Here is a 13,990-nt window from a genome sequence, read left to right as displayed (position 1 = left end):
TGCTGGCCATGCTTTGTAGGAGCGACCGCAGGTCGCGATAGGGCCAGAAGGCGGTTAGCATGAACACCTGCCCCGGAGTTCCCATGCCTGACACCACCCGCCACCTCACCCTTGCCAACGGCCTGCAACTGACCCTGCGCCATGCCCCGCGCCTGAAGCGTTCAGCGGCTGCCTTGCGGGTGCACGCGGGCAGCCACGATGCCCCGCGCCAGTGGCCAGGCCTGGCGCATTTTCTTGAACACCTGTTCTTCCTCGGCACCGCGCGTTTTCCCCTGGAAGACGGCCTGATGCGCTACGTCCAGGCACTGGGCGGCCAGGTCAACGCCAGCACCCGCGAGCGCACCACCGACTTCTTCTTCGAAGTTCCGCCCGCTGCCCTGGGCGGTGGGCTGGAGCGCCTGTGCCAGATGCTCGCCGAACCCGACCTGGGCATCGAACGGCAAGCCCGCGAAAGGGAAGTGATCCACGCCGAGTTCATTGCCTGGTCACGCAATGCCCAGGCGCAGCAGCAGTTCGCCCTGCTGCAGGCCGTGGCGGGCGATCATCCGTTGGTCGGCTTTCATGCGGGCAATCGCTATTCTCTCGCAATCCGCAACACTGGCTTCCAGCACGCGCTCAACGGTTTCCACCAACGCTTCTACCGCAGCGGCCAGATCACCTTGAGCCTGTGTGGCCCGCAGCCCCTGGACGAACTGGAACAGCTCGCCAGGCAACTCACCGGTGCATTCGCCACAGGCGCCGCGCTAACGCAGGCCCAGCCCCCGGCCCTCTCTACCAACGAACCCCTGCTGTTCGCCCACCAAGCCCTGCCCTACGGCGCGGAGCAAGCGCTGGAACTGCTGTTGGCGGGCCTTGCCGACAACCGCCCCGGCAGTTGGCTGAATGCACTGCAGCAGCACGGCTGGCTCAAGGCATTCAAGGCCGAGCCCCTGTATGGCTTTGCCGGACAACTGCTCTGGCACATCGACCTGAAACTCCACCCGCAGGCCGACCGAGAAGAGGCCCTGAGGCTATTGCACGGTTGGTTCGGCTTTATCCGCCAGGCAAACCCCGACCCATTGAACCAGGCTTTCGCCCTGCTGCAACAACGCCGCGAACGCAGCGCCAGCGCGCTGGAACTGGCCCGTCGCGACAGCGCCGGGCAGCCCTTCGTAGCGCTGGATGGCCAGGCGATGGCCGCGCTCCAGGCATTGCTCGAACAGCTGCCCTGCCTCGATCACGGGCAATGGCAACTGCCTGCCGCCGAGCCATTGCTGCTCGACGACTTGCCCAACGCCCGGGCCGTGGCGATGCCGCATGCCCTGAACACCTGCGCCCTGCTGCCACCTACCCGCCAGTACGCAGCCCTTCACCTGCGCTGGCAGGTGCCGTCAGCCCTGGGCCAAGGCCTGCACACGGTTCTCGAACGCAGCCTGCTGCCCCTGCAGGCGCGCTGCGAGCACGCCAGCGTACAGCTGCAGTTCAGCACCTTGGGCGAGCACTGGCAGTTGCGCTGCACGGGCCACCCGGCCGCTGTGGTTCGCGCGGTGGAATACGCCCTGGCGGCCCTGCGTTCACCCAACGAGTGGCAACCGCCTGAACAGGAAGGGCCAGCATTGATCCCCATTCGGGCGCTGATCAACCAGTTGCCCGACGCCGTGCATGGCACTCAACCTGCGCCGTCGCCCACCAGCCCCCTGGAACCGTCGCGGCTCGCGGCTGCGTGGCAAAACAGCCATTGGCACGGCCTTGCCACGGGTTTCGACGCCAGCGCCCTGCAAGGGTTGGCTGCAGTGCTGCAGAACTGCCCCGGCCAAGCGGCCAGCCCCACGCCCGCCCCGCATTGGCAAGGCCAGCGCTGGCACCACGCCAAGCTGGCAGGCAGCGAAAACGCCCTGTTGCTGTTCTGCCCGCTGCCCGCCGCGCAGCAAGCCTGTGGCCGCCTGCTTGCCCAGCTTCTGCAGGGCCCGGTGTACCAGCGCCTGCGGGTCGAGCTGCAACTGGGCTATGCCGTGTTCAGTGCCTTCCGTCAGGTCGAAGGCCTCGGCGGCCTGCTGTTCGGCGTGCAATCGCCCCACGCCAGCCACGGCGAAATCCTCGGGCACCTGCATGCCCTGCTGAGCCAGGGTGTAAACCTCGACAGCAACGCTCAGCAGGCTCTGGCCGAACAGTTCGACGAAGCGGCCATGGCCAACGCCGAGGTTGCCGAATGGGCCTGGCAGACACACCTGGCCACACAACCGGCCGACCTGCCTGCACTGCAGCGGTCTATCCTGATGATACGCCAAGCCGACCTGGATGCCCTGCTGGCCCACCTGCTCGGCGCCGATCGCACCTGGCTTTGCCTGGCCAATGCCGCTGCACCAGACGCCTCCTGGCACTGACGACAGCCGGATTGTTACGTTTGACGCAAGGTTGCTTATCAAAGAATTAACCTTTCGGTACAAACTTTTCTTGTAAGATAAATGCTATCTCAGCCAACGGAACCTCCTGCTCCAGGTGGCACCCAACCAGTAGCTGAAGTACCCCAACCCAACCTGAAGGAGAACGCCCATGTGGACCAAACCTGCATACACTGACCTGCGTATCGGCTTCGAAGTGACCATGTACTTCGCCAACCGCTAAGCCCTGCCTTGCGGCTCGACGCCTCGGCCCGCCGGGGCGTCGTCGTTTTTTGCATTCGGCTTTTCGCAAAAGGAGCGGCCATGTACATCCAGATTCTCGGTTCCGCCGCCGGCGGTGGTTTCCCGCAGTGGAACTGCAACTGCGTCAACTGCAAGGGCTTTCGCGACGGCAGCCTGCGCGCCACGGCACGCACCCAGTCGTCCATCGCCCTGTCTGACGACGGTGAGCACTGGATCCTGTGCAACGCCTCACCCGACATCCGCGCCCAGCTCCAGGCCTTTGCGCCGATGCAACCGGCACGTGCATTGCGCGACACCGGCATCGACGCCATCGTCCTGCTCGACAGCCAGATCGACCACACCACTGGCCTGCTCAGCCTGCGCGAAGGCTGCCCGCACCAAGTCTGGTGCACCGACATGGTCCACCAGGACCTGTCCACCGGTTTCCCGCTGTTCAACATGCTCAGTCACTGGAACGGTGGCCTGCGCTGGAACCGCATTGCGCTCGAAGGCAGCTTCGTCATCGACGCCTGCCCGAACCTGCGCTTCACCCCCTTCCCGCTGCGCAGCGCCGCGCCGCCCTACTCGCCGCACCGCTTCGACCCGCACCCTGGGGACAACCTTGGCTTGCTGGTAGAAGACACCCGCACCGGCGGCAAGCTGTTCTACGCCCCAGGCCTGGGCCAGGTGGACGCCAAGCTGCTGCAGATGATGGACGGCGCCGACTGCCTGCTGGTCGATGGCACGCTGTGGGAGGATGATGAAATGCAGCGCCGCGGTGTCGGCACCCGCACCGGCCGTGAAATGGGCCACCTGGCGCAGAACGGCCCCGGCGGCATGCTCGAAGTGCTCAGTGGCTTCCCACGCCAGCGCAAGGTGCTTATTCACATCAACAACACCAACCCGATTCTCGATGAAGACTCCCCCGAGCGCGCCGAAGTCGTGCGCCGCGGCGTCGAAGTGGCCTTCGACGGCATGAGCATCGAGTTGTAAGGAGGCCCTGTGAGCGACGCATTGCCGATGTCCCCTGCCGAGTTCGAGCAGGCCCTGCGCGCCAAGGGCGCCTACTACCACATTCACCACCCCTACCACGTGGCGATGTACCAAGGCCGCGCCAGCCGCGAGCAGATCCAGGGCTGGGTGGCCAACCGCTTCTACTACCAGGTGAACATCCCGATGAAGGATGCCGCGATCCTGGCCAACTGCCCGGACCGCGAGGTTCGCCGCGAGTGGATTCAACGCCTGCTCGACCACGACGGCGCGCCCGGCGAGGACGGCGGCATCGAAGCCTGGCTGCGCCTGGGCCAGGCAGTAGGCCTGGACCCCGACCAACTGCGCTCCCAGGAACTGGTACTGCCCGGTGTACGCTTCGCCGTCGACGCCTACGTCAACTTCGCCCGTCGCGCCAGCTGGCAGGAAGCGGCCAGCAGCTCGCTGACCGAACTGTTCGCCCCGCAGATCCACCAGTCGCGCCTGGACAGCTGGCCGCAGCACTACCCGTGGATCGACCCCGCCGGCTACGAATACTTCCGCACCCGCCTGGGCCAGGCCCGGCGCGACGTGGAGCACGGCCTGGCGATCACCCTGCAGCACTACACCACCCGCGCCGGGCAAGACCGCATGCTGGAAATCCTGCAGTTCAAGCTGGATATCCTCTGGAGCATGCTCGATGCCATGAGCATGGCCTACGAGCTGAACCGCCCGCCCTATCACTCCGTCACCCAGCAACGGGTATGGCACAAGGGGATCGCCCTATGAGCTTCGACCGCAACCAGGTGCCGAACTGGCGCCCCGGCTACCGCTTCCAGTACGAACCGGCGCAGAAAGGCCACGTGCTGCTGTACCCCGAAGGTATGATCAAGCTCAACGACAGCGCTGCCCTGATCGGCGGGCTGATCGACGGCAAGCGCGATGTGGCAGCGATCATCGCCGCGCTGGAAGAACAATTCCCTGGTGTGCCCGAAGTCGGCGACGACATCGAGCAATTCATGGAGGTGGCCCGTGCCGAGCACTGGATCGTCCTCGCCTGAGGTACCGGTCGGCCTGCCGCTGTGGCTGTTGGCCGAGTTGACCTACCGCTGCCCGTTGCAGTGCCCGTACTGCTCCAACCCACTGGACTTCGCCGCCCAGGGCAAGGAGCTGAGCACCGAGCAGTGGTTCAAGGTGATGGCCGAGGCCCGCGAAATGGGCGCGGCGCAAATCGGCTTCTCCGGTGGTGAGCCATTGGTGCGCCAGGACCTCGCCGAACTGATCGGCGAAGCCCGCCGTCTGGGCTACTACACCAACCTGATTACCTCCGGCATCGGCCTGACCGAAGCGCGCATTGCCGCCTTCAAGGCTGCCGGGCTGGACCATATCCAGATCAGCTTCCAGGCCAGCGACGAGCAGGTGAACAACCTGCTGGCCGGCTCGAAGAAAGCCTTCGCGCAGAAACTGGAGATGGCCCGGGCAGTGAAGGCCCACGGCTACCCGATGGTGCTCAACTTCGTGACCCACCGGCACAACATCGACAAGATCGACCGCATCATCGAGCTGTGCATCGCCCTGCAGGCCGACTTCGTCGAGCTCGCCACCTGCCAGTTCTACGGCTGGGCCCACCTCAACCGCCTGGGCCTGCTGCCCACCCGCGAACAGCTGGAACGGGCCGAACGTATCACCAACCAATACCGGGAAAAGCTCAAGGCCGAGGGCAACCCGTGCAAGCTGATCTTCGTCACCCCGGACTATTATGAGGAACGCCCCAAGGCCTGCATGAACGGCTGGGGCAGCCTGTTCCTGACCATTACCCCGGACGGCACCGCCCTGCCCTGCCATGGCGCGCGCCAGCTGCCGGTGCAGTTCCCCAACGTGCGTGACCACGACCTGCACCACATCTGGTACGACTCGTTTGGCTTCAACCGCTTCCGTGGTTACGACTGGATGCCAGAGCCCTGCCGCTCGTGCGACGAGAAGGAAAAGGACTTTGGCGGCTGCCGTTGCCAGGCCTTCATGCTCACCGGCGATGCCAGCAAGGCCGACCCGGTGTGCGCCAAGTCGGCCGACCACGGCATCATTCTCAAGGCCCGCGAGGAGGCGCAAACCGCCACTCTCGCCATTGAACAGATGACCTTCCGCAATGAACGAAACTCCCGTGTCATCGTCCGCGGCTGACTTCAGCGCCGCCCAGGCCGTCGCCGCCGGCACCGACTTCGCCGAGCTCAAGGTCAGCGCGGCGGGGTTGTTCTGGAACGAGTTTCGCCCCGCCGACGGCGCTTGTCGCCTCTGGCACTGGCACGCCCACCAGGCGCGCTGCCTGACCCCAGACGGGTTCAGCGTGCGCAGCCGGGTGTACGAATACGGCGGCGGCAGCTTCTGCCTGGGCGGCGATGGCGTGCTGTTCGTCAACGAGAAAGACCAGCAGGTGTACACCCAGGCCCTCGACGCCAGCCCACCCCGCGCCCTCACAGCTGATGGCGCCTGCCGCTACGGCGACCTGCAGTGGCACGCAGGCCTGGTGCTGGCGGTCGAGGAGCGCCACGCCGAGGGCGCCGAGCACCGCCTGGTCGCGTTGGCCGAGGGCACCCGCCAGGTACTGGCCGAAGGCGCCGACTTCTATGCCTCGCCCGTACTCAGTGACGATGGCCGGCGCCTGGCCTGGGTCGAATGGGACCGCCCGGCCCAGCCCTGGACCCGCACCCGGCTGATGTGCCGCGAGCGCGACGCCAATGGCAACTGGTCCCAGGCACGCTGCATGGCGGGTGCGGACGAGTCGCTGCAACAGCCGCGCTTCGATGCCGAAGGCCGCTTGTATTGCCTGAGCGACCGCGATGGCTTCTGGCAGCCCTGGGGCGAGGTCGACGGCCATTGGCAAGCGCTGCCGGCCGAGCCGGCCGATCACGCGCCCGCCCCTTGGCAGCTTGGCGCCAGTACCTGGTTGCCGTCAGGCCCGCAGGGCTACCTGGCCACCTGGTTCGAAAACGGCTTCGGGCAACTGGGCCTGCGCGGGGAAGATGGCCGGGTCGAGCGCTTTGCCAGTGCCTATACCCGTTTTCGCAGCCTGGCGATGGACGCCGAGCACATTTATGCCGTGGCCGCCTCACCCATCAGCCCACCCGCCGTCATCGCCATTGCCCGCAGCCACCACGAAGTCAGTGTGCTGGCCGGGGGCGCCGAAGTGCTGCCCGCCGAGCGCATCAGCCTGCCGCAGCCGATTCACTACGGCAGCGGTGACACCACCGCACACGGGTTCTTCTACCCGGCACCGGGCAGCAAGCTGCCGCCGCCGTTGGTGGTGTTCATCCACGGCGGCCCTACTTCGGCCTGCTACCCGGTACTCGACCCGCGCATCCAGTACTGGACCCAGCGCGGCTTCGCCGTGGCTGATTTGAACTACCGTGGCAGCACCGGCTATGGCCGCGCTTATCGCCAGGCACTGCACCTGAGCTGGGGCGAGAGCGATGTGCAGGACGCCTGCGCCGCAGTCCGGCACCTGGCCGAGCAGGGCCTGATCGACCGCAGCAAGGCCTTCATTCGCGGCGGCAGTGCCGGTGGCTATACCGCGCTGTGCGCATTGGCCTTCCAGAACATCTTCCGTGCCGGCGCCAGCCTGTACGGTGTCAGCGACCCGGTCGCCCTGGGCAAAGCCACCCACAAGTTCGAAGCGGACTACCTGGATTGGCTGATTGGCGACCCACTGCACGACGCCGAGCGCTATCGCCAGCGCACGCCGCTGTTGCATGCCGGGCAGATCAAGGTGCCGGTGATTTTCTTCCAGGGCGAGCTGGATGCAGTGGTGGTGCCTGCGCAGACACGTTCCATGCTGGAAGCGCTGCAGGCCAATGGCATCGAAGCCGTCGGGCATTTCTACCCTGAAGAGCGGCATGGCTTTCGCAAAGCCGAGAACCTGGCGCATGCGCTTGAAGAGGAATGGAAGTTCTATTGCCGCGTGCTGGAGGGCTGATGCCCAAGCCCTTTCGCGGCGCAAGGCCGCCCCTACAGGAGATCGCGGTCCCTTGTAGGAGCGGGCTTGACCCGCGAAGGGCTGCAGAGCAGCCCCGGGCCCTCAACGCTTGGCAATGATATACACCGCATGCACGATCCCAGGAATGTACCCCAGCAGGGTCAGCAGAATATTCAGCCAGAACGCCCCGCCAAATCCTACCTGCAGAAATACGCCCAGCGGCGGCAGGATGATGGCGATGATGATACGAATGAAGTCCATGCGAAGTTCTCCTGAAGGGGTTACAAGAGTGACCCGCTTCGCTTGGCAGAGGTTCCGCGGGCCAATCGCAAATCGCGAGCTACGCTCGCTACGGGCGTTCCGCAGGTTTGGCGCATAGGCAAAAAAAACGCCCCGGGCCAAAATCAGGCCAGGGGCGATGCGCAGAAACGCCAGACGGTTCGTTGAATTCCAGATCAGGCCGGCATCACGCGGCGGGCCTGTTGTTGCGCATGCAGCCGGGCAAAGGCCCGGGCCAGGCGCAGCAGCATCTCGTCGATATTGCCCTTGCTCACGGTCAGCGCCGGCGAGAAGCGCACCACGTCAGCCTGCGGCGCGTTGATCAGCAGCCCCTCCTGCAAGGCAGCCTCGACCAGCTCCCGGGCCAGGTGTTCCTGCAACTGCAGCGCCCAGAGCAAACCCTGCCCGCGCACCTGGCCCTGGCCATAGCGGCCAGCCAGGCGGCTCAAGCCATCGCGTAAATGGCGGCCACTGTCCTGCACCTGCTCGAAAAAGCCCGGCTCCAGCACGGTGTCCAGTACGGCCAGGCCTGCGGCGCTCATCAGCGCATTGCCATGGTGGCTACCATCGAGCTCACCCGGCTCGGCGCAGCACGCCGTGCCACGGGCCAGCAGCGCCGCCAGCGGCACACCGCCGCCCAGGCCCTTGCCCAGGGTGACGATGTCGGCGCGCACGCCATAGGTTTCTTCGGCCAGCAACGCGCCGCAGCGGCCAATGCCTGTCTGCACCTCGTCAAGAATCAGCAGGATGCCCAGCTCGCGGCACAGTTTCTGTACACCTTGCAGGTACTCGCGGGTGGCCGGAATCACCCCGGCCTCACCTTGAATCGGTTCGAGCATGATCGCCACGGTGCGCGAGTCGACTTCGGCATGCAGCGCCGCCAGGTCGTTGAACGGCACCTTGCTGAAGCCTGGCAAACCCGGTTCGCAGCGGTTGCACGGCAACGGGTCGGAGGCCGACAACGCCCCCAGGCTGCGGCCATGGCAAGCCTGGCTGGCGGTAATGATGTGGTAGGCGCCATTGCGATGCAGTTGGCCCCACTTGCGCGCCAGCTTGATCGCCCCTTCACAGGCTTCGGCGCCGCTGTTCAGCAGGTAGGCCTGGTCGCTGCCAGTGCTCTGGCACAGGCGCTCTACCAGGGCCAGCAACCCCCGGCTGAGGTAGCCAGCACCGGGGTTGATCAATGCCTGCGCCTGGTTGCCCAGCGCCTTGGCCAGTGCACTCGGGCTATGCCCAAGGCTATTGACCGCCCCACCCTGGGTGAAGTCCAGGTAGGCATGCCCGGCGTTGTCCCATAGCCACGAGCCCTGGCCCCTGACGAACACTTGGGCCGCACGCTCGCTGCCGGCCATCAGCCGCTCACGCGCCAACGGCGCATCCGCCTCCAGCACAGGCGCAGGCTTGCGCTCGGCAACCGCGGCGGGGGCCGAACGGCGCAGGTTGAACAGGTTCATCGGGGCTCCAACCAATCACGGTAAGGGGGGGCCAGGGGTCCGGTCTTGTTGCCGGCGCTGGATATTTTGTCTTGCCTATCAAAAGTGTTTCTCAAACGCGGTAACAATGCACCGATCGGCTGCTGTAACCCGTTGGAATACGGCGATAGACTAGGCGTCGGCGGCTATGCCGGCCATTTCGTTTTCCCAGCTTTTTCGATAAGTGTTACTTATGGATTTTCGCCAACTGCGTTATTTCGTCGCGGTGTATGAAGAAGGCCATGTGGGCCGCGCCGCCGAGCGCCTTTCCCTGTCCCAGCCTGCGCTTTCCCAGCAGATCCGCCAGCTGGAGCACAGCCTGGACCTGAGCCTGTTCGAGCGCAGCAACAAGCGCCTGTTGCCCACCCTGGCCGCGCACACGCTGTACAACCACGCCCTGCCCCTGCTCGACGGCCTGCAGCGCGCCCACGAGGCTATGCGCAACTTCAAGGGCCAGTCACTGCGCACCTTGGCCATCGGCGTGCTGCAGACCGTGCGCCCGAGCCTGGTGCCGCAATTGCTTGAACGCCTGCGCAAGGCCCAGCCGCACCTGGTGGTGCAGATCTACGAACTGTCGGGGCTGGAGATCGAACGGCGGCTGCTCAACGGCAACCTGGATATCGGCATCAGCTACCTGCCCCCGCGCCAGCCGGGGCTGCACGGGTTGCTGCTGTACGAAGATGAACTGCAGGTTGTCATCCCCGATACCCACCCCCTGAAGGAATTCAAGAAGGTTTCCATCAAGCAGGCGGCCGAATTGCCCATGCTGATGCTGGGTGAGGAGTTTCAGATCCGCCAGATCTGGAAAGAGCAGTTGGCCGCCCAAGGGCGCCGGCCCCAGGTGCAGGCCGAGATGAACAACATGGCGGGGATTCTCGACAGCCTGGCGCACACCTCGCTGGCCACCATCCTGCCGGGCCGGGCCAAGGATGCCGCCGAGGACGACCAGGGGCTGCTGTGGAAGCCGCTGAGCGAGCCGCGGGTGCCGTTGAAGGTGGGCCTGGTGTTTCGCGATGCCCAGCGCCAGCAGGCATCGGTGGAGTTGCTGCGCACGCTGCTCGAAGAGGAAACCGATGCTCGCCTGCCGGGCAGCTGAAACACGCGCACAAAGAAAACCCCGCCGAAGCGGGGTTCTCTAGACTGTTTCCCTGTGACATCCCTATCGCCCCGCCGTCCTGGCAGGAAATCCTTCGTTGTCCCTGTTCTGTCCTTTGCGCTTCCTGCGCAACGTCCATGTACAAAGATTAACCGTGGATCCAATCTGACACCAGTGGCGAAAAAGCACCGCGTCATGTAGGAAAAAGCTTACAAGGGGTAATCATTCTCAGATACCCCAGGAAAGCCCGTTCGCGCTAAACCGCGCCCTGTAGGAGCGGGCTTGCCCCGCGAACGGCCCACCCCCGACCTATCAGAACTGCTCCGCATCCAGCAAATACAGCGACTCACTGCCCGCCTTCACCGACGCCACCAGCGAGTTCACCCGTGGCAGCAGCCGCGCAAAGTAGAACCGCGCCGTGCCCAGCTTGGCCGAGTAGAACGCCTCATCCCCCTCCCCCGCTTGCGCCGCGCGCGCCATCAGCGCCCACATGTAGGCGTAGGCCACATAGCCGAAGGCATGCAGGTACTCCACCGACGCCGCACCAATCTCGTTGGGGTTGCCCTTGGCCTGCTGCAGCACCCATTCAGTCAGCCCATCGAGCTGGTCCAGCGCAGCCCCCAGGGGTTTGCTGAACTCGGCCAGCTGGCTGCCGGCGCCACCGATGAACTGGCGAATCTCGTCGGAGAACAGCTTGTAGTAAGCCCCGCCGCTGGCCACCACCTTGCGGCCCATGAGGTCCAGGGCCTGAATGCCATTGGTGCCCTCGTAAATCTGGGTGATACGCACATCGCGCACCAACTGCTCCTGGCCCCACTCACGAATGTAGCCATGGCCACCGAAGACCTGCTGGCCATGCACCGTGCACTCCAGGCCCAGGTCGGTGAGAAACGCCTTGGCCACCGGCGTCAGCAACGCTACCAGCTCTTCGCTGCGCTTGCGGGTCGCCGGTTCTTCGCTGTACTTGGCGCTGTCGAGCTGCATCGCCACATAGGTGGAGAACGCCCGGCCACCTTCGATCAGCGCCTTCATGGTCAGCAGCATGCGCCGCACGTCCGGGTGCACGATGATCGGGTCGGCAGCCTTGTCCTTGGCCTGCGGGCCGACTGGGGCACGGCTCTGCAGGCGGTCGCGGGCGTACTCCACGGCGTTCTGGTAGGAGCGCTCGGCCGAGGCCAGGCCCTGGATGCCAACGCCCAGGCGCTCGTAGTTCATCATGGTGAACATCGCCGCCAGGCCTTTGTTCGGCTCGCCGACGATGTAGCCCACGGCCTCGTCGAAGTTCATTACGCAGGTGGCCGAGGCCTGGATGCCCATCTTGTGCTCGATCGAGCCGCAGGTGGCGGGGTTGCGCGCACCCAGGCTGCCGTCAGGGTTCACCAGGAACTTCGGCACCAGGAACAGCGAGATGCCTTTTGGCCCCGCCGGGGCATCTGGCAGCTTGGCCAGCACCAGGTGAATGATGTTCTCGGTCAGGTCGTGTTCACCGCCGGTGATGAAAATCTTCGTACCGCTGACCTTGTAGCTGCCATCGGCCTGTGGCTCGGCCTTGGTGCGGATGATGCCCAGGTCGGTGCCGGCATGGGGCTCGGTCAGGCACATGGAGCCGGCCCATACACCGGCGTACATGTTCGGCAGGTAACGCGCCTTCAGCGCTTCGCTGGCGTGGGCATTGATCGACAGGCAGGCACCGGCGGTCAGCATCGGGTACAGGCCGAAGGCAAGGCTGGAAGCGTTGACCATCTCTTCGACCTGGGCCGAAATCGCCTTGGGCATGCCCATGCCGCCGAACAGCGGGTCACCGCCCACCCCTACCCAGCCGCCTTCGGCGTAGGTGTTGTAAGCCTCGATGAACCCGGCCGGGGTGCGCACTGCGCCTTTGTCCCAGCGGCAGCCTTCTTCATCGGCGGTGCGGCTGAGCGGGGCGATGGTCTTGCTGGTGACCTTGCCGGCTTCTTCCAGCACGGCCAAGGCGGTGTCCGCATCCACGGCCTCGGCCAGCTCGGGCAGTTGCGCCCACAACTCGGCCACCTTGAAGACTTCATTCAGAACGAAGCGCATATCGCGCAGGGGCGCTTTATAGTCAGCCATCACAACCTCTCGCTAATCGGGTCGGGGCGGCCACCAGGGGCCGCGGCACGGGGGTTGAATCCAGTGTAACCGAACAACTTTTGCGAGACATAGGGTCATCACGCGACCGTATGGTCTAATATGGTCACGCCATCCGCACCGCCCCGCGTCGTGATTGTTGACCATAGACCATGACGCAATTGCGCCCGGCGCCTTTGGCGCTGTAAAGCGCCTGGTCGGCAGACTTGAGCACTTCCTCGGGGTTGCGGTGGTCGACCTGGCGCTCGGCCACGCCGATGCTGATGGTCACCGAAACGGTGGCCGCAGCGCTGCCAGTACGGCGCTGGCGCCCGGCCGTATCGTCCTGGGGGCGATTGTTCTGGTCACGCAGGTGCATGGTGTAGTTGGCGATCATCTCGCGCACGGCCTCCACGTGGGGCACGCACTCTTCGGCCGTCTTGCCGGCGAACACCAGGGCGAACTCCTCGCCGCCGTAGCGGTAGGCTCGCCCACCGCCGGTCACCTTGGACAAGCGGCTGGCCACCAGCCGCAGTACCTGGTCACCAACATCGTGGCCGTGGGTATCGTTGAATTTCTTGAAGTGGTCGACGTCGGTCATGGCGATCACATAGTTGCGCCCCAGGCGCTGCATGCGCTCGTTGAGCGCACGGCGCCCCGGCAGGCCGGTAAGCTCATCGCGAAAGGCCATCTGGTAGGCCTCGTGGGAAACCGCCGCTGCGATCATCAGCATCACCTGGCTGCACATGATGTTCAGCGTGAAAGGCAGGATGAAGGTCTTGGGCAGCATCCAGAAAATGCCGATCAGGCCGATCAGCTGGGCGGCATGCAAGGGCCGCGGCTCGCGCAGGTACTGCACCACCAGCAGGATCAGCACCAGCAGGAACACCGGGTACACCATCTGGATCAGGCTCATCCACTGGCCATGCAGCGCCGGCCAGCGGATTTCCGCCAGCCAGCTCAGCAGCGCCTGGGGAAAGCTCTGCTCCAGGGCCACGGCCACACTGCCGACGGCGAACAGCACGGCAAAGCGCGCCAGCAGGTCCTGGGCCAGGTGGGTTCGCTCCTGCCAGGCGCCGAACAGGCCATACAGCGTGGGCAGCAGCAGGCACACGAGGTGGAAGATCACCGCCGCGTCCTCGCGCACGCGGCCGTTGTCACGGTAGTAGTCGGTCTGGGTGTCCAGCAGGAAGTAGGCGATGTACACCGTCACCATCAGGAACAGCTCGCGCTGGCGACGATACACGGCGCAGTAGGCCCCGCCCAGCAGCAGTACCAGGGTGGGCAGGACATTGAACAGGGATGTGAAAAAGACACTGAGGTCTCTTACATAAGCCGCCGCAAGCCCTGCCAGCAACAGTAACAGCGAGGGCAGGAAGTGGCTCGTGCGTACAGCGTTTAAACGAAACAAGGGTAATCTCCGACCCGGCAGATCAATAGTAGCATTGTGCCTTCACTGCATCGGCAGCACACGTGAATAGATGAATACACGGGAGGGTTAACGGCAGCTGGG

General features: G+C 65.1%; 12 protein-coding genes. 8 read left to right on the top strand and 4 right to left on the bottom strand.

Annotated features, from left to right (window positions below; all coding sequences use genetic code 11):
- Nucleotides 1–83 precede the first annotated feature (83 nt).
- The 7 genes from pqqF to F3J45_RS30540 all read left to right on the top strand — a co-directional run bounded on the left by pqqF (nucleotide 84) and on the right by F3J45_RS30540 (nucleotide 7,542).
- The gene (gene pqqF, locus F3J45_RS19525) at nucleotides 84–2,363 is read left to right on the top strand and encodes a pyrroloquinoline quinone biosynthesis protein PqqF (protein WP_167066472.1); all 2,280 of its coding nucleotides are present in this window, start codon (nucleotides 84–86) and stop codon (nucleotides 2,361–2,363) included.
- 169 nt (nucleotides 2,364–2,532) lie between these two features.
- The gene (gene pqqA / locus F3J45_RS19520; protein ID WP_003243383.1) at nucleotides 2,533–2,604 is read left to right on the top strand and encodes a pyrroloquinoline quinone precursor peptide PqqA; all 72 of its coding nucleotides are present in this window, start codon (nucleotides 2,533–2,535) and stop codon (nucleotides 2,602–2,604) included.
- An 80-nt stretch (nucleotides 2,605–2,684) separates the two neighbouring features.
- Nucleotides 2,685–3,596 (top strand): pyrroloquinoline quinone biosynthesis protein PqqB, encoded by a 912-nt coding sequence (gene pqqB, locus F3J45_RS19515; RefSeq protein ID WP_167066469.1) that lies wholly within the window; start codon nucleotides 2,685–2,687, stop codon nucleotides 3,594–3,596.
- A 27-nt stretch (nucleotides 3,597–3,623) separates the two neighbouring features.
- Entirely contained in the window at nucleotides 3,624–4,361 is a 738-nt protein-coding gene (pqqC, locus tag F3J45_RS19510) for a pyrroloquinoline-quinone synthase PqqC (RefSeq protein ID WP_205299775.1), read from the top strand.
- On the top strand, nucleotides 4,358–4,633 hold the full coding sequence (gene pqqD / locus F3J45_RS19505) for a pyrroloquinoline quinone biosynthesis peptide chaperone PqqD (protein WP_167066463.1): 276 nt from the start codon (nucleotides 4,358–4,360) through the stop codon (nucleotides 4,631–4,633). The genes pqqC and pqqD overlap by 4 nt, the downstream gene beginning before the upstream one ends.
- On the top strand, nucleotides 4,605–5,753 hold the full coding sequence (pqqE, locus tag F3J45_RS19500) for a pyrroloquinoline quinone biosynthesis protein PqqE (protein WP_167066460.1): 1,149 nt from the start codon (nucleotides 4,605–4,607) through the stop codon (nucleotides 5,751–5,753). Before pqqD ends, pqqE begins: the two co-directional genes overlap by 29 nt.
- Entirely contained in the window at nucleotides 5,734–7,542 is a 1,809-nt protein-coding gene (locus F3J45_RS30540) for a S9 family peptidase (protein WP_205300604.1), read from the top strand. Before pqqE ends, F3J45_RS30540 begins: the two co-directional genes overlap by 20 nt.
- A gap of 102 nt (nucleotides 7,543–7,644) precedes the next feature.
- On the opposite strand, the gene F3J45_RS19490 is transcribed toward F3J45_RS30540, so the two are convergent.
- Both F3J45_RS19490 and F3J45_RS19485 read right to left on the bottom strand, forming a co-directional pair.
- Nucleotides 7,645–7,803 (bottom strand): YqaE/Pmp3 family membrane protein, encoded by a 159-nt coding sequence (locus F3J45_RS19490; protein WP_009681539.1) that lies wholly within the window; start codon nucleotides 7,801–7,803, stop codon nucleotides 7,645–7,647.
- Between the two features lie 194 nt (nucleotides 7,804–7,997).
- Complete coding sequence (locus F3J45_RS19485; protein WP_167066454.1) at nucleotides 7,998–9,275, bottom strand: aspartate aminotransferase family protein; 1,278 nt, start codon at nucleotides 9,273–9,275, stop codon at nucleotides 7,998–8,000.
- Nucleotides 9,276–9,486: 211 nt separating this feature from the next.
- On the opposite strand from F3J45_RS19485, the gene F3J45_RS19480 reads away from it, so the two are divergent.
- Entirely contained in the window at nucleotides 9,487–10,389 is a 903-nt protein-coding gene (locus F3J45_RS19480) for a LysR family transcriptional regulator (protein ID WP_167066451.1), read from the top strand.
- Between the two features lie 312 nt (nucleotides 10,390–10,701).
- Here F3J45_RS19480 and F3J45_RS19475 read toward each other — a convergent pair whose 3' ends face one another.
- Nucleotides 10,702–12,480 (bottom strand): acyl-CoA dehydrogenase C-terminal domain-containing protein, encoded by a 1,779-nt coding sequence (locus F3J45_RS19475; RefSeq protein WP_167066448.1) that lies wholly within the window; start codon nucleotides 12,478–12,480, stop codon nucleotides 10,702–10,704.
- A gap of 124 nt (nucleotides 12,481–12,604) precedes the next feature.
- Nucleotides 12,605–13,888 (bottom strand): diguanylate cyclase, encoded by a 1,284-nt coding sequence (locus tag F3J45_RS19470; RefSeq protein WP_167066445.1) that lies wholly within the window; start codon nucleotides 13,886–13,888, stop codon nucleotides 12,605–12,607.
- Between the last annotated feature and the right edge of the window lie 102 nt (nucleotides 13,889–13,990).

Origin of the sequence: Pantoea sp. Ap-967, from assembly GCF_011752565.1 — a bacterium.
GTDB lineage: Bacteria > Pseudomonadota > Gammaproteobacteria > Pseudomonadales > Pseudomonadaceae > Aquipseudomonas.
Note: the sequence above shows the minus strand (reverse complement) of the source record. Positions and strands in the feature narration are given on the sequence as shown.

Coding starts and splice junctions, on each gene's coding strand:
- pqqF (WP_167066472.1), top strand. CDS start 84: ATGCCTGACACCACCCGCCACCTCACCCTTGCCAACGGCCTGCAACTG.
- pqqB (WP_167066469.1), top strand. CDS start 2,685: ATGTACATCCAGATTCTCGGTTCCGCCGCCGGCGGTGGTTTCCCGCAG.
- pqqC (WP_205299775.1), top strand. CDS start 3,624: ATGTCCCCTGCCGAGTTCGAGCAGGCCCTGCGCGCCAAGGGCGCCTAC.
- pqqD (WP_167066463.1), top strand. CDS start 4,358: ATGAGCTTCGACCGCAACCAGGTGCCGAACTGGCGCCCCGGCTACCGC.
- F3J45_RS19490 (WP_009681539.1), bottom strand. CDS start 7,803: ATGGACTTCATTCGTATCATCATCGCCATCATCCTGCCGCCGCTGGGC.
- F3J45_RS19485 (WP_167066454.1), bottom strand. CDS start 9,275: ATGAACCTGTTCAACCTGCGCCGTTCGGCCCCCGCCGCGGTTGCCGAG.
- F3J45_RS19480 (WP_167066451.1), top strand. CDS start 9,487: ATGGATTTTCGCCAACTGCGTTATTTCGTCGCGGTGTATGAAGAAGGC.
- F3J45_RS19475 (WP_167066448.1), bottom strand. CDS start 12,480: ATGGCTGACTATAAAGCGCCCCTGCGCGATATGCGCTTCGTTCTGAAT.